Source organism: Enterobacter cloacae complex sp. P42RS (assembly GCF_014930595.1).
In the GTDB taxonomy this organism is placed as follows: Bacteria; Pseudomonadota; Gammaproteobacteria; order Enterobacterales; family Enterobacteriaceae; genus Enterobacter; species Enterobacter bugandensis.
Map to the genome: position 1 here is coordinate 606,410 of NZ_JADBRK010000001.1, position 23,775 is coordinate 630,184.

Here is a 23,775-nt window from a genome sequence, read left to right on the forward strand (position 1 = left end):
AATGGTCGAAACCTTGCTGGAAGTCCGCAATCTGACTAAGACCTTTCGCTATCGCACGGGGCTGTTTCATCGTCAGACTGTCGAAGCGGTTAAACCGCTGAGTTTTACCCTGCGTGAAAAACAGACGCTGGCGATCATCGGCGAAAACGGCTCCGGTAAATCCACGCTGGCGAAAATGCTTGCCGGCATGGTCGAGCCCACTGCTGGAGAAGTGTTGATTGACGATCATCCTCTGCAGTTTGGCGATTACTCTTTCCGCAGCCAGCGCATCCGCATGATCTTCCAGGATCCGTCTACCTCGCTTAATCCACGCCAGCGCATTTCGCAGATCCTTGATTTCCCTCTGCGTCTGAATACCGAACTGGAGCCAGAGGCGCGCCGCAAGCGTATCTTCGAAACGCTGCGTATGGTTGGGCTGTTACCGGATCACGAAAGCTACTACCCGCATATGCTGGCCCCCGGTCAGAAACAGCGTCTGGGTCTGGCCCGCGCGTTGATTCTGCGCCCGAAAGTGATCGTTGCAGACGAAGCGCTTGCCTCGCTGGATATGTCTATGCGCTCGCAGCTGATTAACCTGATGCTCGAATTACAGGAAAAGCAGGGTATCTCCTACATCTACGTTACCCAGCACTTGGGGATGATGAAGCACATCAGCGATCAGGTAATGGTCATGCACCAGGGGGAAGTCGTCGAGCGCGGCAGCACGGCGGATGTGATGGCCTCCCCGCTTCATGAGCTGACGAAAAGGCTGATTGCCGGGCATTTCGGTGAAGCATTGACCGCCGATGCGTGGAGAAAAGACCGTTAAGCGCGGCGGTAAACACGGATTGCTCCGCTCAAATAAGGATTAAATAGCCTGCATGCGCTATTTAATCCTTTTTTTTGTCTCCATCCCTGCTCCATATTTTAAGCAATATCCATCAATAGTTCTTCTCCAGAATACCGGAACATTACGGAGGAGAAGAAATGAACACCACCACATATGTTCTAAAATATTCGGAGTATCTCATCAGAAAATGCCGTTCATATTTCATGACGGACCTCAATTTTCATACTGCAAAACTCAAAAAGACATCAGGCATAACCCCTGACATTAAATCACCCACTACGTTGAGTGAAAAAATATGTCATCGCCTGGTCTATGACCATAATAATCTCTACACAATGCTTGCCGATAAACTCGCCGTCCGCGAATACGTTGCGTCCAGAACAACGCGAGTAAAAGCGGTGCCTTTGATTGGGGTATACCGCAGGTTTTCGCATATCGATTTTTCAACACTGCCCGATCAATTCGTCCTTAAGTGCAATCATGACAGTGGAAGCACAATAATCTGTACAAACAAAAACCAGTTCAATTACCGGCAGGCCCGTAAAAAGCTCACTCTCGCATTAAAGAAGAATTTGTATTACACCACGCGCGAGTGGCAGTACAAAAATATTACACCCGTTATACTGTGTGAGCCCTATGTCGATCTTTTCAATAATGCGGACAGGAACAGCACGCCGGAAATGCTGAGAATTCACTGTTTTCACGGGGTCGCACACTATGTTGAGGCCGATTTTACGGATGACCTCGGCAGAGAGTTTATCAACGTTTACGACCGACACTGGAATTTACAGCCCTTCCAGATGGAATATCCTAATACGCCGGTTGCGCCCGGCGAGCCGAAATTGTTCCGTGAGGCTCTGCTGGCCGCTCAGGAGCTGGCGAAGGGTCTTGACTACTGCCGCGTTGACCTCATGTTGAAAAGCGATGAAATTTACTTCAGTGAAATAACCTTAAGCCCAAAACGGGGCAAACTGCGAATTACCCCTCTGGAATGGGATACAAAGTTAGGCGATATATGGCAGTTGCCGCTATCGGCGGGCAGGCCAGGCTGACCTGCCGCCAGGACTCAGGCATCGGGCCAGGTCAGTTTGAACAGGGAGTGGTTTTGCTTCGATAAGGTATACGTTACATCGCCACCATGAGCCAGCATGATGGCTTTTACCACCGATAACCCTAAACCACATCCTTCAGGATTCACATCTCTGGCACCATTATCCCGCTGGAAGGGTTGAAATAAGAAATCATGAAATTCCCTGGGGATGCCCGGCCCGCCATCCTCAATAAGGATATAATTGCCTTTATCAGAGACGCCATTTTTTACGATGAGTTTCCGCGAAGTTGAATAATGTAATGCGTTGTCAAACAGAACGGCCAGACACTGATTGATGCGCAACGGATCGAACACGCATCGCTGTTCCCTCAACGCTGTTTTAATCGCAAACTGGTTGCGCTTGAACTCGGGCATGAAAGTATCAAGCGCATCCTGGATTGTGCCTTTGAGGTCCGTTCTGGATTTATACAGCGTATAACCCGCCCCGCCGTCAGAGCTGATCACCCGAAGATCTTCAATCAAACGGGTTAACCCCTCAGTCTGCTTGAGAAGATTATTAAAAAGCAGCGGATCCGGCTCAAAAACGCCGTCTACCAGCCCCTGAAGCCGCCCGCGTAAAATCGTGACCGGGGTTCTCAGCTCATGGGCAATGGCGGCGTTCCAGGATTTCCTCTGAATATCCAGCGTCTGGAGTTTTTCCGCCATTTCATTGAAATCCGTGACCAGATGATTGACCTCTCCCAGACGGGAGCTGGTGCAATAAGCACGGGCATCCAGCTGGCCCTGAGAAATTTTTCTCAGGCTGGACGCTACCGCGTTTAACGGGGTGAGTATTCGTGAAGAAAGTTTTATCGTTAAAAATATCGCGATTATCAGACTGATTGTTGTCGCGGTCCCGATCCACACCCAGTCCCACATCGTCATTTGCTCGTCATCGCCCTCAACGGCACCGCCGGGGAGGTGATCGAGAATAAAAGAGTAAAAAAACCAGGAGCCCAGTACCGCAATGGCAATGATCATAAACGTCAGCAGCAGCATATACGTTAAGATCTGCCGACTCAGGACAGAATCTCTGTTCATTTTTTCTCCCCGAGTCGATAGCCCATCCCCCTGATGCTCTCAGGAACGCCATAAAGGCCTGCAAGCTCCAGCTTTTTACGCAGCTTGCTCATATGGCTGTCTACCGTTCTGTCGAGCGTATCGCCTTCCGGTAGACACGCGTTAAGTAACTCTTCCCGGGAACAGACCTTTCGCGGGTATCTCACCAGGTAAGTAAGAAGTTTAAATTCCGTCGTCGTTAATACCGGGGAGACTACCTCTTCGCCCACGGTGACCTCAACGTAGAAATCGTCCGGGTAGACCGTAATAAAAGGCGTCCTGAGAGGCACGGCACCCGCCTGCTGGAGAGCGGGTCTGGTTCTGCGCAGCACGGCTTCAACTCGCGCGACCACTTCAGAAGGATTGAATGGTTTGATGACGTAATCGTCCGCGCCAAGCCTGAGCCCCATCAGCTTATCCACGTCCTGATCGAGTGCGGACACCATAATGACGGGCACAGAACTTTCCTGACGGAGCGTCGTGAGTACGCTCCAGCCATCGCATACGGGCAGATGGATATCCAGCAAGATAAGATCGGGTTTATGGAGCCGATTAAGCGCTATCGCCTGCTCGCCCTGCCGGGCTCTCAGCGTTTTCATCCCAGAACGCTCTAAGTATCTCATCAGTATATCGGCAATTTCGTTTTCATCTTCAACAACAAGGATTAGAGTATTTTTGTTCATTTTATCTCCGCGGGTGAAATCCCTTTGAGCACGCTATCAGATATCTTTAGCACAATAAGACACAGGCTCCGGGAAAAAGTGCCGTGGCCGCGAAAATTTCCTGGATTAATTTAAGTGCCCGGCAATTTCTCCATACAGCCTACACATTCAGTCAATAAAGACTCGACAATGTCAGCCCACAATAGTTATTCGGAGTTAAACCGTCTTTCGTTTAACGTGGTAAATACCCCTGTCGCTTAATGGCTTTCTGAATTTGGCTGAGATAATGAACATGGAACTTTCGAAATACTTCTCTCCTAAAAAAATCGGCATATTTTCTCTCTTCCTGCTGCTATCGTGGGGATTACTTTATACCTGGCTGGTATTGATGCATAAAATGGATGAGAAAGTCGCCGCAACGCTACTCTCTTCCCCCATGATCTATGGCTGCATTGCCTTGTCGGTTGTCTCTCTGATAATACAAAACAAAGCAGGCGCGTTCACTGAATTACTTCTCATCGCCTTCTGGCTAATGGTGATTTTTGTTTATCTCATTATTACGTTCACTGTGCTGCTGAACGCTACGCCAGATTTTAACGATTTGGTGTTTTACTATGAGTGTTATTTAATTCTCTTTTTTGGTGGTTCACCGTTGTACCTCATCGTGAGAATGATTTAAACAACCGTGTTGTTTCGCTCCACACTCTCTCCATAAACCGCCCATGTCCGCTAAACAGGCGAGTTGTAGACTCTCCATCACACCATCTTGAACAAAATAACTCACTGAAATAGTCACGTATCTGGAAGTTAAATTAATGCCTCATTTCTTTATTGAACGTCCCATTTTCGCCTGGGTCGTGGCGCTTTTTATCGTCCTGGCGGGCGCATTGTCTATCCCCCGGCTGCCGGTTGCGCAGTATCCGGCGGTGGCACCGCCTGGGATTATTATTTCTGTCACCTACCCGGGCGCCAGCCCCGATATTATGAATACGTCGGTGGTGTCGTTACTTGAGCGCGAAATATCTGGCGTCGATAATTTGCTTTACTTCGAATCATCCAGTGACACAACCGGTTCTGCGTCTATTACCGTGACGTTTAAGCCCGGCACGGACATCAAGCTGGCGCAGATGGACCTTCAGAACCAGATTAAAATTGTGGAGCCGCGTTTGCCACAGGCGGTCAGGCAAAATGGCATCAACGTCGAGGCGGCCAATTCCGGTTTTTTAATGATGGTGGGGCTCAAGTCCACAACCGGTAAATTTGAGGAAGCCGATTTAAGCGATTACTTTGCCCGGCATGTCAGCGACGAGCTTCGCCGCGTACCTGGAGTAGGGAAAATTCAGCTGTTTGGTGGCGAAAAAGCGCTGCGCATCTGGCTGGACCCGATGAAGCTTCATAGCTACGGACTTTCGGTGAGCGATGTGCTTACCGCCGTTGGCCAGCAAAATGCCCTGGTTTCGCCCGGCAAAACGGGAGATGAACCGGCATCTGAAGGGCAAGGCGTAACCTATCCGATCACCGTGAAGGGGCAACTCACTTCCGTAGAGGCTTTCAGGAATATTACTCTGAAATCAGAGGCGTCCGGCGCAAGGCTGAAGCTGTCCGACGTCGCGCGCATTGAGTCCGGCCTGCAAAGCTACGCTTTCGGTATCCGCGAAAATGGAGTTCCCGCAACGGCTGCGGCGGTCCAGCTATCGCCTGGCGCCAATGCGATGAGCACGGCTGCAGGCGTACGCGCACGCATCGACGAACTTTCTCAGGTGTTGCCGGAAGGAATGACGTTTACGGTTCCCTTCGATACCGCGCCTTTTGTGAAGCTCTCCATCATGAAGGTGGTGCAGACATTTGTGGAAGCGATGGTTCTGGTCTTCCTCGTAATGCTGCTGTTTCTGCATAAGATACGCTGTACGCTTATCCCGGCGATTGTTGCCCCCGTCGCACTGCTTGGCACCTTCACGGTGATGCTATTGAGTGGATACTCCATCAATATTCTGACCATGTTCGGCATGGTTCTGGCGATAGGGATTATCGTAGATGACGCCATTGTGGTCGTGGAGAACGTCGAGCGCCTGATGGAAGAAAAACAACTCTCTCCGCGCGACGCGACCCGGGAGGCCATGAATGAAATCACGCCGGCAATTATCGGGATCACGCTGGTGCTTACCGCCGTCTTTATTCCCATGGGTTTCGCCGAAGGATCCGTCGGGATTATTTATCGACAATTTTGTATTTCCATGGCGGTATCCATACTGTTGTCGGCATTTCTTGCCCTCACGCTTACTCCCGCGCTATGCGCGACGCTACTTAAGCCTCACAGCGCAGCAAAGCACGTTGGTGGCAGGTTCGCAGCAGGGTTTAACGCCCGCTTTCGTACCCTCACGACGTGGTACGAATCCGGGCTGGGCGCGGCGCTGAGACGTACCGGGCGTATGCTGCTGCTGTACGTTGCGCTATGTGCTGCCCTATGTTTGGGGCTTTCTTCGCTGCCCTCGTCCTTTCTTCCGGATGAAGATCAGGGCTATTTTATGTCCTCAATTCAGCTGCCTTCCGATGCCACAATGCAGCGCACCCTGAGAGTGGTTAAAAAATTTGAAGAGGAAATTGCGGCCCGGCCGGATATTGAAAGCAACATTATGATTCTGGGATTTGGGTTTTCAGGCTCGGGACCGAATTCGGCCATGGCCTTCACCACGCTGAAGGACTGGAAAGATCGGCAGGGTACGACTGCACAGAATGAAGCCGACCATATACAGGCCAGCATGGCTAACGTCTCTGATGCCGTCACGATGAGCCTTCTCCCGCCGGCCATTTCGGATATGGGCACCTCCTCGGGCTTCACCTGGTACGTGCAGGACAGGGCGGGACTGGGCTACGAGGCGTTAAAGAGAGCGGCCGATGCGCTGGTTATGAAAGCTAATCAACGTCCTGAACTGAGTGACGTGTATATAGACGGTCTGCCGGAAGGAACAAGCCTGGCCCTTCAGATTGACCGGGAAAAAGCGGAAGCGCTGGGCGTTTCATTTGATGAAATCAACCAGACGCTCTCGGTCACCATGGGGTCGAACTACGTTAATGACTACACGAACAAGGGCCGTGTTCAGCAGGTCATTATTCAGGCCGACGCCCCTTACCGCATGCAGCCTGAGCAGATCCTGAAATTATCGGTAAAAAACCGTATGGGGCAGATGGTGCCAGTATCTACGTTTGCGACGCTTTCCTGGAACGTTGCGCCGCAACAGTTGACGCGTTATCAGGGATATTCTGCTATCCGCATTACCGGCAGTGCGGCCCCGGGCAAATCCAGCGGCACTGCAATGAAGGCCATGGAGACGTTGTCACGGGATTTACCGCAGGGGATGGCCGGCGAGTGGGCCGGGAGCTCATTGCAGGAGAGAAAATCCGAATCTCAGCTCCCGGGTCTGATCGTTCTGTCGATACTGGTCGTGTTCATGGTGCTCGCCGCCCTGTATGAGAGCTGGTCAATTCCCTTTGCGGTCATGCTGGTCGTTCCCCTGGGGCTTATCGGTGCGGTGGTTGCCGTCTCCGTTGCGGGCATGACGAATGATGTTTTCTTTAAGGTCGGTCTTATCACCCTGATAGGCCTGTCCGCCAAGAACGCCATTCTGATTGTCGAGTTTGCAAGGCAGCTCCACCGGGAAGGACAACCCCTGCTGGCGGCAACAATACAGGCCGCAAGCCAGCGTCTGCGCCCTATTTTGATGACATCGTTAGCCTTTACGTTAGGCGTGGTGCCACTGATGCTGGCGCGTGGCGCGAGTGACAGCACGCAGCACGCTATCGGCACCGGGGTGTTTGGCGGCATGATCAGCGGCACGCTTCTCGCGATCTTTTTCGTCCCGGTATTCTTTATTGTCGTTGCGCGTTTCGTTGAAAACGCCAGAAAGTGTTAATACCGCTGATGGATCGCGGAACCTTGCTGGTTGGATGAGGCGAAGCTGCTGTCGGGTGATATACTGGACGAATGCTGAAATTTTGAGCCCCCGCCAGCCCGCGCCTCACCTTTTGGGGCATTCCTCTTCGGAGATCGACGAGAAATATCGTGACACAAGGGGCCGTGAGTGGGCTATAATTTCGAGCTAATTTCGAATGATTTTGAAATACTGCCTGTAACGCTATGAATTACAAGGCAAAATAAGCAATGAATATAAGGATTAAAGCTATGGGTTTTCTTTCCGGTAAGCGCATTCTGGTGACTGGCGTTGCCAGCAAACTGTCCATCGCATACGGCATCGCACAGGCAATGCATCGCGAAGGCGCTGAGCTGGCGTTCACCTACCAGAACGACAAGCTGAAAGGCCGTGTTGAAGAGTTTGCCGCGCAGCTGGGTTCCAGCATTGTTCTGGAATGTGACGTTGCACAAGACGAAAGCATCGACGGCATGTTTGCTGAACTGGCAAAAGCATGGCCGAAATTCGACGGTTTCGTTCACTCCATCGGCTTCGCTCCTGGCGACCAGCTGGACGGCGACTACGTGAACGCGGTAACCCGTGATGGCTTTAAAATCGCGCACGACATCAGCTCCTACAGCTTCGTTGCAATGGCGAAATCTTGCCGCGCAATGCTGAACCCGGGCGCAGCGCTGCTGACCCTGTCCTACCTGGGCGCAGAGCGTGCTATCCCTAACTACAACGTTATGGGCCTGGCGAAAGCATCTCTGGAAGCCAACGTCCGCTACATGGCGAACGCAATGGGTCCAGAAGGCGTGCGCGTTAACGCCATCTCTGCTGGCCCTATCCGCACCCTGGCGGCGTCCGGCATCAAAGATTTCCGTAAAATGCTGGCACACTGCGAAGCGGTTACCCCGATTCGTCGTACCGTTACCATTGAAGATGTGGGTAACTCTGCTGCATTCCTGTGCTCTGACCTTTCCGCAGGTATCTCCGGCGAAGTGGTTCACGTTGACGGCGGCTTCAACATCGCTGCAATGAACGAGCTGGAAATTAAATAAGCTGTGGCTCTCTTCCCGCACGGGAAGAGAGCTTTCCCCCTCCGCACTCCCCTTCGTTATTCCGTTCTGCTATTTGTTATCACCTAACAATATTTTTCCCTTTATCTGCCTTACGCCAGGATATTGATCGCCATTTTGAGATCAAGGAACGCCCATGGAACAACGCCGTTTTTCCGGCAAAGGCCACTGGTATCACGAAACCCAGTCTAACCACGCGCAGCCGGATGTGCTGCCCCTGGTGCCCGAAGCCGCTAACGTCGACGATCGTTTTTTGCTCGATTTAGCCCTGCCAGATGAGATTGTCGCCGCCTGTACCGGCTGGCTCGCTCCTGCCAGATCCTTATGTCACCAGCTGTTCCCGCTCTCACTTCCCGTAAACCGCCTGCGAACGCTTAGCGCCTACGATCGGTTAAGTACCGCGCTGACGGTGGCGCAGACCTGCGGCGTTCAGCGGCTGTGCAACCACTACGCCGCCCTCCTCGCCCCGCTGCCGGGCCCTGACTCCTCCCGCGAAAGTAACCGACGGCTGGCACAAATCACGCAGTATGCCCGCCAGCTCGCCAGCTCACCTGACATCATTGATGATAAGGCGCGAAACCAGCTTGATGAGGTAGGTCTGTCTATCTATGACGTTGTGGTAATTAACCAGATAATCGGCTTTATCGGTTTTCAGGCGCGCGTGGTCGCCGTCTTTCAGGCACTGCTAGGCCATCCCGTCCGCTGGCTGCCGGGCCATCATATTCAGCCGCACACCCTGCCAACGTCCTCCGACGCGTGGATCTCGCTTCTGCCCGTGGTCGAGCTTCGCTATGCCAGTGCGCATCAGCTTGAGTCCCTCTCCCGCTGGCAGGCAGAGCCCGCGCTTGAGGCGCTGACGCCGGTCCTGTGCCATGAACCGACCTTGCTCGACCTGATGGGGGAGATCCTGATAAACAGCCGGGAAACGATTTCGCTGCCTCCTCCGGCGCTTTCGGCAGCAGCCGAACTGCTGACACGCTCGCCGGACCGCTTCAGCGCCGCACAATTTACCCCGCTCACGGAAGAAGGACTTACTGCCGTTCAGGCGATCAACCTGCTCAGCCAATGCGCGCTGGAGGGCTGGATCAATCGACTAAAAGTCGCGTCCGGCAAAGCGGAATAACCACACTCTTTCCCCAAAGAGCGCTTGCTGTAGCAGTGAGAATCGCGTAAAACTGTCAGCCGCTCAATGGCTACGAAAATAGAACATTATGTTTCAGGACAACCCGCTGCTAGCGCAGCTTAAACAGCAACTGCATTCCCAGACGCCGCGTGCAGAAGGGATCGTGAAAGCCACGGAAAAGGGCTTTGGCTTCCTTGAAGTTGACGCGCAGAAAAGCTACTTCATTCCGCCACCGCAGATGAAGAAAGTGATGCATGGCGATCGCGTCATGGCCGTCATCCATACCGAGAAGGAACGTGAGTCCGCCGAGCCGGAAGAACTGATCGAGCCGTTCCTGACCCGCTTTGTGGGCAAAGTGCAGAGAAAGGACGATCGTCTTTCTGTCGTGCCGGATCACCCCCTGCTGAAAGATGCCATTCCCTGCCGCGCCGCCCGCGGCGTTGAGCATGATTTTAAAGAAGGTGACTGGGCCGTGGCAGAAATGCGCCGTCATCCTCTGAAAGGCGACCGCGGTTTCTATGCTGAACTGACCCAGTTCATCACCTTTGGCGACGACCATTTCGTCCCGTGGTGGGTCACGCTGGCGCGCCATAATCTTGAAAAAGAAGCGCCGAACGGCGTGGCAACTGAGATGCAGGATGAAGGCCTGGCGCGCCGCGATCTTACCGCGCTGGAGTTTGTCACCATCGACAGCGCCAGCACAGAAGATATGGACGATGCGCTCTACGCTGAAGAGAGCGCCGATGGCAAACTGCATTTGACCGTCGCCATTGCCGATCCAACCGCCTGGATTGTGGAAGGCAGCAAGCTGGACGAAACGGCGAAAATCCGCGCGTTCACCAACTACCTGCCGGGCTTTAACATCCCGATGCTGCCGCGCGAACTGTCTGACGACCTCTGCTCGCTGCGCCCAAATGAGGTGCGCCCGGTTCTCGCCTGCCGCATGACCATTGCCGCAGATGGCACGATTGAAGACGATATCGAATTCTTTGCCGCCACCATCGAATCCAAAGCCAAGCTGGCCTATGACAATGTCTCCGACTGGCTGGAAAACACCGGCAGCTGGAAACCTGAATCCGATGCTATCGCAGCACAGATTCGTCTGCTGCACCGCATCTGCCTGAACCGCGGCGAGTGGCGTAAGACTCACGCCCTGGTCTTCAAGGATCGTCCGGATTATCGTTTTGTTCTCGGTGAAAAAGGCGAAGTGCTGGATATCGTGGCCGAGCCGCGACGCATTGCTAACCGCATCGTCGAAGAAGCGATGATTTCCGCCAACATCTGTGCCGCGCGCGTGCTGCGCGACAGGCTGGGCTTCGGTATTTACAACGTTCATACCGGATTCGATCCGGCCAATACCGAAGCGCTCGCGGCCCTGCTGAAGAATCACGATGTGCATGTTGATCCGGAAGAAGTGCTGACACTGCCGGGCTTCTGCAAGCTTCGCCGCGAGCTGGACGCTCAGCCGTCTGGTTTCCTGGATAGCCGTATTCGCCGCTTCCAGTCCTTCGCGGAAATCAGCACCGAGCCAGGCCCGCACTTTGGCCTCGGTCTGGAAGCCTACGCCACCTGGACCTCCCCGATCCGTAAGTATGGCGATATGGTTAACCACCGCCTGCTGAAAGCGATTATTAAGGGCGAAACCATTGCCCGTCCTCAGGACGACACGACCCTACAGATGGCCGAGCGTCGCCGTCTGAACCGCATGGCGGAACGTGACGTTGGAGACTGGCTATACGCGCGCTTCCTGCAGGATAAAGCCGGTACCGATACCCGCTTCGCGGCAGAAATTATTGATATCAGCCGCGGGGGAATGCGCGTACGTCTGGTGGATAACGGTGCGGTCGCCTTTATCCCTGCCCCGTTCCTGCACGCCGTTCGTGACGAACTGGTCTGCAGTCAGGAAAGCGGCACCGTGCAAATTAAAGGCGAGACGGTTTACAAAGTCACTGACGTGATTGATGTAACTATCGCTGAAGTTCGCATGGAAACCCGCAGTATTATTGCGCGCCCTGTCGCCTGATAACCTGCTCAATTGTCGGTCATTTCCGTTCAGAAAGGCCGACAATTTTCTCTCTATCTTTCCCCCCGCAAAAGCATCATTTTTCTTACTTTTTCCGCCCCAGCCCGCCCAAAATAGCCATAATTATCTACAGTTAAAGAGTGCTGCACTGTTCGGGCATGTGGGTTTTATACGCTCAGCATTTTTATCTGCCTGATGCGTTTTATTATAAAAAAGCTGCGAAAAACAATGCCTTCACTGCGGCTTTGCCGCTATTTTCAACGGAAAAGTCGACGACTAATGAATAATTTGTTCGCTAATGCGTCGCGGCGGGAGAAATCATGATCGACGAACTTGAGCAAAATTTGCTGTTTCGTTACATGGGTACTCACAGCCCGTGGTGGCGATTGTCGGCTGACAGCAACGCTCTGCACCTTGCCGCCAGCGAAAATGCTGACGTGACTCAGGAGATCGTACTGGATGATGAACAGGCCGCACAGATCCGCCAGCTAACGGTAATGACCACCAGCATTTCCCTTAACCTCTCTCTTTACGGCGAGCAAGTTCCCGTCCATCTTGTCGGACGCAAAATCACCCGAAACGAGTGGGCCGGAACGGCTTCCGCCTGGAACGATACGCCCTCCGTGGCACGCGATCTGGCTCAGGGACTCTCCTTTGCGGAACAGGTTGTTTCTGAAGCGAATTCCGTCATTGTCATTCTCGATCAAAACGGCAATATCCAGCGCTTTAACCGCCTGAGCGAAGAGTATACCGGTCTGAAAGAACATGAAGTCATTGGTCAGAACGTGTTTGAACTGTTCATGAGCCGCAGCGAAGCGGCAGCCTCGAAGCGCAACATTGCGGGTTTCTTTCGCAACGGCAGCTCCTACGAAGTCGAACGCTGGATTAAAACGCGAAAAGGGCAACGCTTGTTTCTGTTCAGAAATAAATTCGTTCACAGCGGCAGCGGTAAAAATGAAATTTTTCTTATCTGCTCCGGGACCGACATTACCGAAGAACGGCGGGCACAGGAGCGCCTGCGCGTGCTGGCCAATACCGATACCATCACCGGCCTGCCCAACCGCAATGCGATCCATGAGCTGATTTCAGACGCCATCAATAGCCGCGGCGACACGCAGGTAGGCGTGGTGTACCTCGACCTCGATAACTTCAAAAAGGTTAACGATGCCTACGGGCATATGTTCGGCGATCAGCTCCTGCAGGCGGTTGCACTTGCCCTTCTGAGTTGTCTGGATGAGGGGCAGGTTTTAGCGCGGCTCGGCGGCGATGAGTTTATCGTTATGGCCACCAATACCTCTCAGGGCTCGCTGGAAGCGATGGCGTCGCGTATTCTGACCCGCCTGCGCCAGCCGTTCAGAATCGGTCTCATTGAGGTTTACACCGGTTGCTCCCTGGGCATCGCCCTCGCGCCGCAGCACGGGAACGATCGGGAAAGCGTGATTCGCAATGCCGACATCGCCATGTACACCGCCAAGGAGAATGGCCGTGGCAAATTCTGTGTCTTCTCCCCCGAGATGAACCAGCGCGTGTTTGAGTACCTGTGGCTGGACACCAACCTGCGTAAAGCGCTGGATAACGATCAGCTCCTGATCCACTACCAACCGAAAATGACCTGGCGCGGCGAAGTCCGAAGCCTTGAAGCGCTGGTCCGCTGGCAGTCGCCCGAGCGCGGGCTGATCCCCCCTCTGGAATTTATCTCTTATGCCGAGGAGTCCGGTTTGATTGTGCCGCTGGGTCGCTGGGTGATGCTTGATGTCGTTCGCCAGGTGGCAAAATGGCGTGACAAGGGAATTAACCTGCGCGTGGCCGTGAACGTCTCTGCACGTCAGCTGGCCGACCAGACGATTTTCAGTGAGCTAAAGCAGGCGCTTAAGGATCTGCATTTTGAGTACTGCCCTATCGACGTTGAGTTAACCGAAAGCTGTCTTATCGAAAACGAAGAGCTGGCGCTCTCGGTGATCCAGCAATTCAGTCGGCTCGGGGCACAAATTCATCTGGACGATTTCGGTACCGGCTACTCCTCCCTTTCCCAGCTGGCGCGTTTTCCTATTGATGCCATTAAACTCGATCAGGCTTTTGTCAGAGATATTCATAAGCACTCTGTCTCCCAGTCTCTGGTACGCGCCATTGTCGCAGTGGCGCAGGCGTTAAACCTGCAGGTGATTGCCGAAGGGGTGGAGAACGCAAAAGAAGATGCCTTTCTGACCAAAAACGGCGTCAACGAACGGCAGGGTTTTCTTTTCGCTAAGCCGATGCCCGCTGCCGCATTCGAGCGCTGGCTAAAACGATATCAAGCACGACAACAACGTTAACGTCATACAGAGGTTCACTTTCGTATAGGTAATTTCGTTATGGCGTTTTTTCCCTTCTCTTTTGAACCTATTTTCTGCATCATTGAAATTATTAACTTTTCGCTCCTGGGGAGAGATGATGTCTACTATTGATCCACAAGCTGTAGCACAACGTATTGATACCGTGCTGGATATCCTGGTGGCGGGTGATTATCACTCTGCGATCCGTAATCTCGAGATCCTGAAGTCTGAACTTCTCGCTCAGGATGGCGCTGACAATGCCCCCGAAAACCGACAGCCTAAAGCGCCGTGGGAAGTCTAAACCCACTGTCTCAGACCTCGTTTCGCTTTATTAATTGGATGCTATGAATTCCCGACAACAACTCATTTTGCAGATGGTCATCGATCAGGGGCGCGTAAGCGTCGTTGAGCTGGCTAAAACCACCGGCGTTTCAGAAGTCACCATCCGTCAGGATCTTAATCTGCTGGAAAAACAGAGCTACCTGCGCCGTGCGCATGGCTATGCCGTGCCGCTGGACAGCGACGACGTTGAGACGCGCATGATGAATAACTACGCGCTTAAACGAGAACTGGCAGAATTTGCCGCATCGCTGGTAAACCCTGGCGAGACGGTCTTTATTGAAAACGGCAGCAGCAACGCTCTTCTGGCACGTACACTCGCCGAACAAAAAGATGTTACCATCATCACCGTCAGCAGCTATATCGCCCATTTGCTCAAAGAGACGCGCTGTGAGGTGATTTTGCTGGGCGGCATTTACCAGAAAAAAAGTGAGAGCATGGTAGGCCCGCTAACCCGGCAGTATGTCCAGCAGGTTCATTTCAGTAAGGCGTTTATCGGTATTGACGGCTGGCAGCCGGAGACAGGCTTCACCGGCCGGGATATGATGCGATCTGACGTTGTGAATGCCGTTCTGGAAAAAGAGTGTGAAGCCATTGTGCTGACCGACAGCTCTAAATTTGGTGCCGTCCATCCTTACACCATGGGGCCAGCCTCACGCTTTAGCCGCGTAATTACCGACGAAAGGTTAAGCGATGAACATCGTAATAAACTGGAAGATGACGGTCTGATTGTCGATATTATTAAAACGCCCGCCTGAGTCCATTTGCGCCCGTATTCCGGGCGCATATGCCCCCTTCGTCTGAGAGGATTCCTATCCATCCTTTAAGAGTTTTTACCTGTTTAACCTGCCGTAAAGTCGTAAAATTAATGTTAGCGATATAACAGGAAGTGACTATCACCTGCGTGATTACGTAACGCCTGCGCGACCAGCTTTCACGGAAAAAAGAATTGAGTATTCATTTTGACTATACTTAATGTGTACATCTTTCCGTGAATCGATAATTCAGGAGAAAGTATTATGACCTTAACCAGCAAAAAATTAGCCGCCGCTGTTCTGGCAATCACTGTAGCAATGTCCCTGAGCGCGTGCTCTAACTGGTCTAAACGTGACCGTAACACCGCAATTGGCGCCGGTGCTGGTGCGCTCGGTGGTGCAGTATTAACGGATGGTAGTACGCTGGGTACATTAGGCGGCGCTGCTGTCGGTGGTATTATCGGTCACCAGGTTGGCAAATAATTATTCTATCAGCCTTCCCGTTAAGGCGATTTAGCATCGCATTTCAGGTCTGACTAACGCACGTATATAACACGAGCCACGGCATTTGCCGTGGCTTATTTATTTTAGCCGCCTGCCAGTTTAACTTTCATGCCTTTGGCTTCAAGGAGCGATTTAATTAAATCGCGTTTATCACCCTGAATTTCGATAATGCCGTCCTTCACGGCGCCGCCGCAGCCACATTTTTTCTTCAACTCTGCTGCCAGCTTGTTCAGCTCCGCATCATCCAGATCAATCCCGGAGATCAGGCAGACCCCCTTTCCTTTTCGCCCGCTGGTCTGACGCTGGATACGAACAATACCGTCACCTTTCGGACGTTCTGCTTTCGTTTTCGGTTCGTCTATGCGCCCGCTTTCCGTCGAGTAGACTAGCCGACTGTTGGAATCAGTCATTGCGCCCCCTTTTTCAGTGATGCGTTGATAGCCTTAAGCGTCTCTGCCGGGTTCGCAGACTGCGTCACCGGCCGGCCGATAACCATGTAGTCAACGCCTGCTGCCAACGCTTGGTCAGGCGTCATAATGCGTCGCTGATCGCCCACGTCGCTGCCAGCAGGACGAATGCCTGGCGTGACCAGTTTAAAATCTTTGCCCAACTCTGACTTAAAGCGTACCGCTTCCTGCGCGGAGCAAACGACGCCATCGAGACCACAGCTCTGCGTCAGACGCGCGAGACGTTCGGCGTGCCCGGCAGGTGACAACGTCACGCCAAGTTCGCGCAAGTCGCTGTCATCCATGCTGGTCAGCACGGTAACCGCAATCAATAATGGCGCATCGTTGCCGAACGGTAGGAGTGCTTCGCGAGCGGCTGTCATCATTCTCGCCCCGCCCGACGCGTGGACGTTGACCATCCATACACCCAGTTCCGCAGCGGCGGCAACCGCGTGCGCCGTGGTGTTCGGGATATCATGGAATTTGAGATCGAGGAAAACGTCAAAGCCGCGCTGTTGCAGATCGCGAACGATTTGCGGTCCAAACAGCGTGAACATCTCTTTGCCGACCTTCAGGCGGCAATCGCGAGGGTCAATGCCGTCGACAAAGGCCAGCGCTGCGTCACGCTTATTGTAATCAAGCGCAACAACAACAGGAGAATCCGTAATAACGCGGGAAGTGGAGGAAGTAACAGACGTCATGACCAGCCCTTTTCGTCTATGGGCGCGCAGCGGCGCGGAACAGATAAACGGCCTGCATTCTACCTGCCGTCGCCGCAAATTGACAGAATCCATTTATGCCCCTGCCAGGCCAGCAAGCCGCACGGTGTTGAGAAAGCGGTAAAAGCCATCAGTATGTTGTAACTAAAATGAAGGCTTTTAAAAAATTACTGCCCATCCAGGCCGCGAATTGGCTTGATAGTGGACCAGGCCCGGCAGGATGGGCAGTGCCAGTAGAGCGTATACGCGGTAAAACCACACTTCTGACAACGGTAGCGCGGTTTGCTGCGCACCTGCTCGCCAACCATGTCGCGCAGCACCATCAGACTCTCTTTCGCGCGCCCTTCTTCCGCATCGTTCAGATGGTAGTCCATCAGCTTGTGGAATACGCGCATCGTGGGATGACGCTGCAGCTGACGGGTAATATAAACTTGTGCGGTGTCGCTCCCCTCATACTGCTCAACCACGTCAGAGAGCATCAGCTCAGCGGTCGCGCCGGTATTCTCTTCCACGCAACGGCGCAGAAATGCCACCCACTCTTCCTGCTTGTCCAGCTGCTGATAGCAGGTTTGCAGCATTTCAAGCGTTTCGCTGACCAGCTCTTTGTCCTGGTCAATCACCCGCATCAGGCTTTCAACGGCTTTAGCGTAGTCGCCGCTGGCCATAAAAACGCGCCCCATCATGATAGAGATACGCGCGCTATTGCGGTCTGCGGCGGTGCCTTTCTTGAGCAACGCCATGGCTTTATCCATGTCGTCGTTGCCCATCTGCTGAAGGGCAAGCTCGCAGTAGAAATGCGCAATTTCAACGCGCTGCTTGTCTTTGCCCAGCTTCACCAGACGCTCGGCCGTATCAATGGCTTTCTGCCAGTCGCTGGTGGCCTGGTAAATCTGCAGTAACTGCTGCAACGCGCCGATACGGAAATCCGTTTCATCCACCAGCTGTGTGAACATATCTTCAGCGCGATCGTACAGCCCCGCGGCCATATAGTCTCGGCCCAGTTGTTGTACCGCCAGGAGACGTTGTTCGTAGGTCAGGGAGGCGCTTTCCATCAAGGTCTGGTGGATACGGATAGCGCGGTCAACCTCGCCGCGCGAGCGGAACAGGTTACCGAGAGTGAGGTGGGCTTCGACGGTCCCCGTATCCTCTTTCAGCATATCGAGGAACAGGTCTACCGCTTTGTCCTGCTGATTGCTCAGGAGGAAGTTCACCCCCGCAACGTAGTCGCGGGAGAGTCGGTTAGCCTCATCCTGTTTCGTTTGTTGCGCACTTCTGCGGCCCATATACCAGCCATAGGCTGCGGCTACAGGCAAAAGCAGAAACAACAACTCCAGCATAGTCGATTATTCCTTCACGACCGGCACACCTGAACTTTCCGGCATGTCGGACGCAGGCGCAATGTGCTGTTCAAGTCGTTTAATTTTACGTTCAGCGCGCGCAAGAGAAACACGAACTTTCAACCAGAAAAGACCGCAAACCAGCCAGCCGATGGCAAAGCCTGCAGCAAATAAGACCGCCAGCAGGCTGGAGACCCGATACTCACCCTGCGCCAGCAGATAGTTAAACGTCACCTGTTGATCGTTTTGTGCACCCAATGTGACTGAAATGACAAAAATCGCCAATACCAGTAAGAAAATGAGTAAATATTTCACATTACTTCCCGTTATGTGGTTCAAGCGAATAAAGTGTGTTCAACTCACCGCAATCAGCCTTATAAACTACCATTTTAGCGACGGGCGCGAAACGGAAAAAGTAACGCGCACGTCATGGATTTATGGGCAAAATGCACAATATCAATCGTCAGGCGTCGCTTTGCTCCCTTTCGGCGATCTCTTCTTTCTCTTCAGGTGGCGGCGTGAGCGGGCCGCAGAACCGTTCTGCAAGCCAGGTTGCCAGCGTCACCAGCATCCAGGAGATCAGCGTAGCGACCACCAGATCCCGCGGCCAGTGCATTCCCAGCAGCAAGCGGCTGCCCATCACCCCTGTCGCCCAAACCAGTAAAATCGCGATGGTCATAGTGCGACGTCGAGGCCAAAGCAGCCCAACGCCCAGCAACGCCCAGCTGGCTGCAAACATCGTATGACCGGAAGGAAACGCGAATCCCGTCTCTTTTTGCCAGTGCTTACGCAGGAACTTTGGAATATCTTCCTGTTCTGAAAGCTGTTCTTTCACCAGCGCGCCGCGATCTTTACGCTTTAAATTGTAGAACTCTTCCACCGGAACATGGTGCGCTTTTTCCAGCCAGACGACAAAAGGTCTTGGCTCCTGAACGTGATCCTTCACCCAGGACTTCACGCCCTGTCCAATAACGATCGCGCCACCGAGGATAGCAAAGAGCATCAACGCCGCGCGCAGTCGAAAGCGCAGGCACCACAAGAACCAGCCGCAGAGGAAAACGTGGGTAATAATTCCCCACGGCTGCGTGACCGTCTCCGTTACCCAGTATAACGTTTTCAGCCACGTGGCATTCTGCCCCGGCTGCCACATCCAGCCGGAGACCCACACGGCCAAAGGCATAATCAGTAAAATGGCCGCGCCTGCTGCCGTACGTCTGGCGATTGAAAGCATGTCTTCTCCTTTTTCGCTAAGCCTCACAATCATAACTGAAATTCATTCGATGGGTGGATATGTCGGATCGTGCGTTTAACGTTCATATAGCATGGCGCCCATTAGGCGAACGTGCTGAGCTTGTGGCAAAATGGACAAATACAGAAAGCAAAACAGGCGCAAGGCACGAAACGTGTCAGCCTACTCTGGAGAATCACATGCAGCTTAAACGTGTGGCAGAAGCCAAACTGCCAACCCCATGGGGCGATTTCCTGATGGTGGGGTTTGAAGAACTGGCAACCGGACAGGATCATGTCGCGCTGGTCTACGGCGACATTTCAGGGCAGACGCCGGTGCTGTCCCGCGTCCATTCGGAGTGTCTGACCGGCGACGCGTTGTTCAGCCTGCGCTGTGATTGCGGTTTCCAGCTCGAAGCTGCCCTTACCCATATTGCCGAAGAAGGCCGCGGCGTGCTGCTCTATCACCGTCAGGAAGGTCGTAACATTGGTCTGCTGAATAAAATCCGCGCTTACGCGCTGCAGGACCAGGGCTACGATACGGTGGAAGCCAACCACCAGCTCGGTTTTGCCGCCGATGAACGTGATTTCACCCTCTGCGCCGATATGTTCAAGCTCCTGGGCGTGGACGAGGTTCGCCTGCTGACCAATAATCCCAAAAAGGTGGAAATCCTCACCGAAGCCGGGATCAACATCGTCGAGCGCGTACCGCTGATTGTCGGCCGCAACCCGAAAAATGCCCACTATCTCGATACCAAGGCGGCTAAAATGGGCCATCTTCTGAAAGAGTGAAAGTAAAAAGCCCGGCACAGATGCCGGGCTTTTTTTATCAATCCAGCATTTTACGAATCACATAATGTAAAATGCCGTCGTTCTGGTAGTAGGTCAGTTCGGTTGCCGTATCAATACGACACCGGCATTCCAGTACCTCACTTTTCCCGTCTGCTCGCGTAAGCTTCACCGGCACCGTTTTGCCCGGCTGCAGGTTTTGCAGGCCGCTAATATCAATCTGCTCTTCCCCCGTCAGGCCCAGCGTTTTGCGCGTGACGCCCTGAGGGAACTCAAGCGGCAGGATCCCCATGCCAATCAGGTTCGAGCGGTGAATACGTTCAAACGACTCGGCGATGACCACGCGAACGCCAAGCAGTCGCGGACCTTTCGCCGCCCAGTCACGACTGGAGCCGGAACCGTACTCTTTCCCGGCGATCACCGCCAGCGGCGTACCTTCCTGCTGATATTTGACGGCTGCGTCATAAATCGACACGACTTCCGTCCCCGGAAGATGGCGCGTCATTCCCCCTTCCACGCCCGGAACCATTTCGTTACGAATGCGGATGTTGGCAAACGTCCCGCGCATCATTACTTCATGGTTACCGCGGCGCGATCCGTAGGAGTTAAAATCGCGGCGCTCCACGCCCCGGCTTTGCAGATAACGGCCCGCCGGGCTGTCGGCTTTGATGCTCCCCGCTGGAGAGATATGGTCAGTGGTGACGGAATCCCCCAGCATCGCCAGTATGCGCGCCCCGTGAATATCCTGAAGCGGTGCAGGCTCGGCCAGCATTTCATCAAAGAATGGCGACAGGCGGATATAGGTGGAATCGTCCTGCCAGTCATAGGTGTCCGAGCCCACAACGTTGATGGCTTTCCATTCCGGCGTGCCTTCAAACACTTCCGCATACTCTTTGCGGAACATCTCAGTGGAGACCTTTTCAACGGCCATCGCAATTTCACGTGAGGACGGCCAGATATCTTTCAGATAGACCGGCTCATTCTTGCGGTCGTGACCAATAGGATCGGTAGCCAGGTTGATATTCATGTTCCCGGCGAGCGCGTAGGCCACCACCAGCGGCGGCGAAGCGAGCCAGTTGGTTTTCACCAGCGGATGAATACGTCCTTCAAAGTTACGGTTACCGGAAAGGACTGCGCCAACCGTCAGATCGCCCTGCTTGATTGCCGTTTCAATAGGTTCAGGCAGCGGGCCGGAGTTACCGATGCAGGTGGTACAGCCATAGCCCACGAGGTTAAAGCCCAGCTCATCAAGATACGGCGTTAGCCTGGCCTGCGCCAGGTAATCCGAGACCACTTTGGAGCCCGGTGCCAGAGAGGCTTTGACCCAGGGCTGTGGTTTCAGCCCCAGCTCAACCGCTTTTTTAGCCAGCAGGCCGGCCGCCATTAATACGCTGGGGTTTGAGGTGTTGGTGCAGGAGGTAATGGCGGCTATGACAACCGCGCCGTCCGGGAGCTGATACTGATGTCCGTTCAGAACATAGTCGATTGGGCGATGGTCCTTCTTCGCCACGTTAACTTCCAGCTCATTGCTTGCGGCAAACGCTTTTGGCACGTCGCTTAACGCTACGCGATCCTGCGGACGTTTCGGACCGGCGAGGCTCGCCTCAACGCTTCCCATGTCAAGCGCAAGCGTGCTGGTAAATACCGGCTCATCCCCCGGATTGCGCCACATGCCCTGCGCTTTGGTGTACGCCTCCACCAGCGCCACCTGCTCTTCGCTGCGTCCGCTCAGGCGCATGTACTCCAGCGTGACGTCATCAATGGGGAAAAATCCGCAGGTTGCTCCATATTCTGGCGCCATGTTGGCGATGGTCGCGCGATCAGCCAGCGGCAGCGAATCCAGCCCGTCACCGTAAAATTCAACAAATTTTCCCACCACACCATGCTTACGCAGCATCTGGGTAACGGTGAGCACCAGATCGGTGGCGGTAATGCCTTCAGACAGTTTCCCGGTGAGCTTAAAGCCCACGACATCAGGGATAAGCATGGAGACCGGCTGACCGAGCATGGCGGCTTCCGCTTCGATACCGCCGACACCCCAGCCCAGCACGCCGAGGCCGTTAATCATGGTGGTGTGGGAATCTGTACCCACCAGCGTGTCCGGATAAGCCACCCACTCTTTGTCCTGCAATTCACTCCAGACGGCTTTACCGAGATATTCAAGGTTAACCTGGTGACAAATACCGGTGCCGGGTGGAACCACGCTAAAGCGGCTGAACGCCTGCTGACCCCACTTCAGGAAGACGTAACGCTCGTGATTTCGCTCCATCTCGAGACGCACGTTCTCGCCAAAGGCATCGTCATCACCGAAGTGGTCAACGGTTACGGAGTGGTCAATTACGAGGTCGACGGGTGAAAGCGGGTTCACTTTAGCCGTATCGCCGCCGAGGCGTTTAACCGCCTCACGCATGGCGGCGAGATCCACCACGGCAGGAACGCCGGTGAAGTCCTGCATCAGGACCCTTGCCGGGCGGTAGGCAATTTCTCTGTCGGCATGGGCATTCTTAAGCCACCCTGCCAGCGCCTGAATATCGTCGAGGGTCACGGAGTCACCGTCCTGCCAGCGCAAGAGATTTTCCAGCAAAACTTTCAAGGACTTGGGTAAACGCGAAATGTCCCCAAGTGTTCTGGCAGCCAGCGGCAGGCTATAGTAGTGCCAGGTTTTATTTTCTGCCTGTAACGTGTCCTTACTGGCTTCGCGTAGGGTTAACGACATAAGCTCCTCCTTAATTACAGAGATGTCCTGACAATCATCAGGGCCGTAATTAAAGATAACACAAAGATGTCGTAACGTTTTGATAACAACCCAAATTGATAAATTTAGGAATGGTCCAGAGGAGGGTAAAACAAAAAACCCCGCCGCAGCGAGGTTTTATGATTTAGTGGACGGCCAGCCAGATGAGCTGACTCCAGAACAGAATCGACAGGGTAAAAACGCCGATCCATGACCAGTATTTTTGAGACATCATGTTATTCATCATAGGGACACCAGGCATTATTTATTAAACATTCCGAGGCAGGTCCTCGTGCTATATTGCTGATGTGTATTTATTAAAGAGTACAAAGGCGCATAGTCATTATTCAGACTAACTGCATCATTACGCAATAAACTAAATTATTGTTTTTTGGGTTCGTCTTCCGCGAACACATCAATAAAAGCCTGCTGCTGCGGCGTCAGTTTCCAGGATGCTGGCACTGCTGTTGCAGGCGCTTTGCGTCCCTTGTGAACAGTGTCATGATGCTGACACATCCGCTTTGCCGTTTCTGTACGTACCGTCACTGCCATATTCAACCCCAATATTTCCAGGCCAGGAGAGCAACCATCACCCAGAACAGGGCGGAAACGAGAAAGACCGCCAGCCAGGCTTTACGCTTGAGCGCAGGATCCCTTTGCGGTTCTTCACTTCCTGAAGGCATTGCTAACCTCATACAATCGATATCGCTTATCATTTAGGACCAAACAATTGGTACAATTAATCATCTGTTGAGATAAATCCTAAAGAAACTTTAGCCGAAAAGCCAGTGAATTTACGCATCAAGAGGCATGAAATATTCAATCTTTTGACCAGAAATA

Annotated in this window: 23 protein-coding genes; 12 read left to right on the plus strand and 11 right to left on the minus strand. The window is 53.4% G+C overall.

Features of this window, described 5'->3' with window-relative positions:
• Nucleotide 1 precedes the first annotated feature (1 nt).
• Together sapF and IM314_RS02805 are read left to right on the plus strand one after the other, a co-directional pair.
• Complete coding sequence (sapF, locus tag IM314_RS02800; protein ID WP_041909668.1) at nt 2-808, plus strand: putrescine export ABC transporter ATP-binding protein SapF; 807 nt, start codon at nt 2-4, stop codon at nt 806-808.
• Between the two features lie 158 nt (nt 809-966).
• Complete coding sequence (locus IM314_RS02805; protein ID WP_193358165.1) at nt 967-1,881, plus strand: ATP-grasp fold amidoligase family protein; 915 nt, start codon at nt 967-969, stop codon at nt 1,879-1,881.
• 14 nt (nt 1,882-1,895) lie between these two features.
• Here IM314_RS02805 and IM314_RS02810 read toward each other — a convergent pair whose 3' ends face one another.
• Both IM314_RS02810 and IM314_RS02815 read right to left on the minus strand, forming a co-directional pair.
• Nucleotides 1,896-2,960 carry an ATP-binding protein gene (locus IM314_RS02810; protein ID WP_193356803.1) on the minus strand — a complete coding sequence of 355 codons (1,065 nt, stop codon included), beginning with the start codon at nt 2,958-2,960 and terminating at the stop codon, nt 1,896-1,898.
• Nucleotides 2,957-3,661, minus strand: a complete 705-nt coding sequence (locus tag IM314_RS02815; protein ID WP_041909662.1) for a response regulator — start codon at nt 3,659-3,661, stop codon at nt 2,957-2,959. Before IM314_RS02815 ends, IM314_RS02810 begins: the two co-directional genes overlap by 4 nt.
• A gap of 271 nt (nt 3,662-3,932) precedes the next feature.
• Here IM314_RS02815 and IM314_RS02820 point away from each other — a divergent pair, with 271 nt between their 5' ends.
• The 9 genes from IM314_RS02820 (at nt 3,933) to osmB (ending at nt 15,662) form a co-directional block, all read left to right on the plus strand.
• A complete protein-coding gene (locus IM314_RS02820) occupies nt 3,933-4,319 on the plus strand; it encodes a hypothetical protein (protein WP_041909660.1) in 387 nt (128 codons plus the stop codon).
• 136 nt (nt 4,320-4,455) lie between these two features.
• On the plus strand, nt 4,456-7,551 hold the full coding sequence (locus IM314_RS02825; RefSeq protein ID WP_193358164.1) for a multidrug efflux RND transporter permease subunit: 3,096 nt from the start codon (nt 4,456-4,458) through the stop codon (nt 7,549-7,551).
• A gap of 269 nt (nt 7,552-7,820) precedes the next feature.
• A complete protein-coding gene (fabI, locus tag IM314_RS02830) occupies nt 7,821-8,609 on the plus strand; it encodes an enoyl-ACP reductase FabI (RefSeq protein WP_003856831.1) in 789 nt (262 codons plus the stop codon).
• Nucleotides 8,610-8,763: 154 nt separating this feature from the next.
• Nucleotides 8,764-9,750: a CMD domain-containing protein gene (locus IM314_RS02835; RefSeq protein ID WP_193358163.1), complete on the plus strand. Its 987-nt coding sequence runs from the start codon at nt 8,764-8,766 to the stop codon at nt 9,748-9,750.
• A gap of 88 nt (nt 9,751-9,838) precedes the next feature.
• Nucleotides 9,839-11,773 (plus strand): exoribonuclease II, encoded by a 1,935-nt coding sequence (locus IM314_RS02840; protein WP_193358162.1) that lies wholly within the window; start codon nt 9,839-9,841, stop codon nt 11,771-11,773.
• A gap of 320 nt (nt 11,774-12,093) precedes the next feature.
• The gene (pdeR, locus tag IM314_RS02845; protein WP_028013393.1) at nt 12,094-14,085 is read left to right on the plus strand and encodes a cyclic di-GMP phosphodiesterase; all 1,992 of its coding nucleotides are present in this window, start codon (nt 12,094-12,096) and stop codon (nt 14,083-14,085) included.
• Nucleotides 14,086-14,203: 118 nt separating this feature from the next.
• On the plus strand, nt 14,204-14,386 hold the full coding sequence (locus tag IM314_RS02850) for a hypothetical protein (protein WP_041909652.1): 183 nt from the start codon (nt 14,204-14,206) through the stop codon (nt 14,384-14,386).
• 43 nt (nt 14,387-14,429) lie between these two features.
• Nucleotides 14,430-15,182 carry a DNA-binding transcriptional regulator YciT gene (locus tag IM314_RS02855; RefSeq protein ID WP_041909650.1) on the plus strand — a complete coding sequence of 251 codons (753 nt, stop codon included), beginning with the start codon at nt 14,430-14,432 and terminating at the stop codon, nt 15,180-15,182.
• 261 nt (nt 15,183-15,443) lie between these two features.
• Nucleotides 15,444-15,662: an osmotically-inducible lipoprotein OsmB gene (gene osmB, locus IM314_RS02860; RefSeq protein ID WP_008501216.1), complete on the plus strand. Its 219-nt coding sequence runs from the start codon at nt 15,444-15,446 to the stop codon at nt 15,660-15,662.
• Nucleotides 15,663-15,766: 104 nt separating this feature from the next.
• Here osmB and yciH read toward each other — a convergent pair whose 3' ends face one another.
• From yciH to pgpB, 5 genes are all read right to left on the minus strand, one after another.
• Nucleotides 15,767-16,093, minus strand: a complete 327-nt coding sequence (gene yciH, locus IM314_RS02865) for a stress response translation initiation inhibitor YciH (RefSeq protein WP_045630534.1) — start codon at nt 16,091-16,093, stop codon at nt 15,767-15,769.
• A complete protein-coding gene (gene pyrF, locus IM314_RS02870) occupies nt 16,090-16,830 on the minus strand; it encodes an orotidine-5'-phosphate decarboxylase (RefSeq protein ID WP_193358161.1) in 741 nt (246 codons plus the stop codon). Before pyrF ends, yciH begins: the two co-directional genes overlap by 4 nt.
• Before the next feature lie 185 nt (nt 16,831-17,015).
• Entirely contained in the window at nt 17,016-18,185 is a 1,170-nt protein-coding gene (lapB, locus tag IM314_RS02875; protein ID WP_193358160.1) for a lipopolysaccharide assembly protein LapB, read from the minus strand.
• A 6-nt stretch (nt 18,186-18,191) separates the two neighbouring features.
• A complete protein-coding gene (locus tag IM314_RS02880; RefSeq protein WP_028013399.1) occupies nt 18,192-18,500 on the minus strand; it encodes a LapA family protein in 309 nt (102 codons plus the stop codon).
• Nucleotides 18,501-18,648: 148 nt separating this feature from the next.
• A complete protein-coding gene (pgpB, locus tag IM314_RS02885; RefSeq protein ID WP_041909644.1) occupies nt 18,649-19,416 on the minus strand; it encodes a phosphatidylglycerophosphatase B in 768 nt (255 codons plus the stop codon).
• Nucleotides 19,417-19,613: 197 nt separating this feature from the next.
• On the opposite strand from pgpB, the gene ribA reads away from it, so the two are divergent.
• Nucleotides 19,614-20,204, plus strand: coding sequence for a GTP cyclohydrolase II (ribA, locus tag IM314_RS02890; RefSeq protein WP_028013401.1), 591 nt, complete (start codon nt 19,614-19,616; stop codon nt 20,202-20,204).
• 37 nt (nt 20,205-20,241) lie between these two features.
• On the opposite strand, the gene acnA is transcribed toward ribA, so the two are convergent.
• The 4 genes from acnA to IM314_RS02905 all read right to left on the minus strand — a co-directional run bounded on the left by acnA (nt 20,242) and on the right by IM314_RS02905 (nt 23,630).
• Nucleotides 20,242-22,917, minus strand: a complete 2,676-nt coding sequence (acnA, locus tag IM314_RS02895; RefSeq protein WP_028013402.1) for an aconitate hydratase AcnA — start codon at nt 22,915-22,917, stop codon at nt 20,242-20,244.
• 163 nt (nt 22,918-23,080) lie between these two features.
• On the minus strand, nt 23,081-23,179 hold the full coding sequence (ymiC, locus tag IM314_RS21925) for a small membrane protein YmiC (RefSeq protein ID WP_032644994.1): 99 nt from the start codon (nt 23,177-23,179) through the stop codon (nt 23,081-23,083).
• Nucleotides 23,180-23,316: 137 nt separating this feature from the next.
• A complete protein-coding gene (locus IM314_RS02900; RefSeq protein WP_032644881.1) occupies nt 23,317-23,487 on the minus strand; it encodes a hypothetical protein in 171 nt (56 codons plus the stop codon).
• A gap of 2 nt (nt 23,488-23,489) precedes the next feature.
• Nucleotides 23,490-23,630, minus strand: coding sequence for a YmiA family putative membrane protein (locus IM314_RS02905; RefSeq protein ID WP_213743510.1), 141 nt, complete (start codon nt 23,628-23,630; stop codon nt 23,490-23,492).
• Nucleotides 23,631-23,775 lie beyond the last annotated feature (145 nt).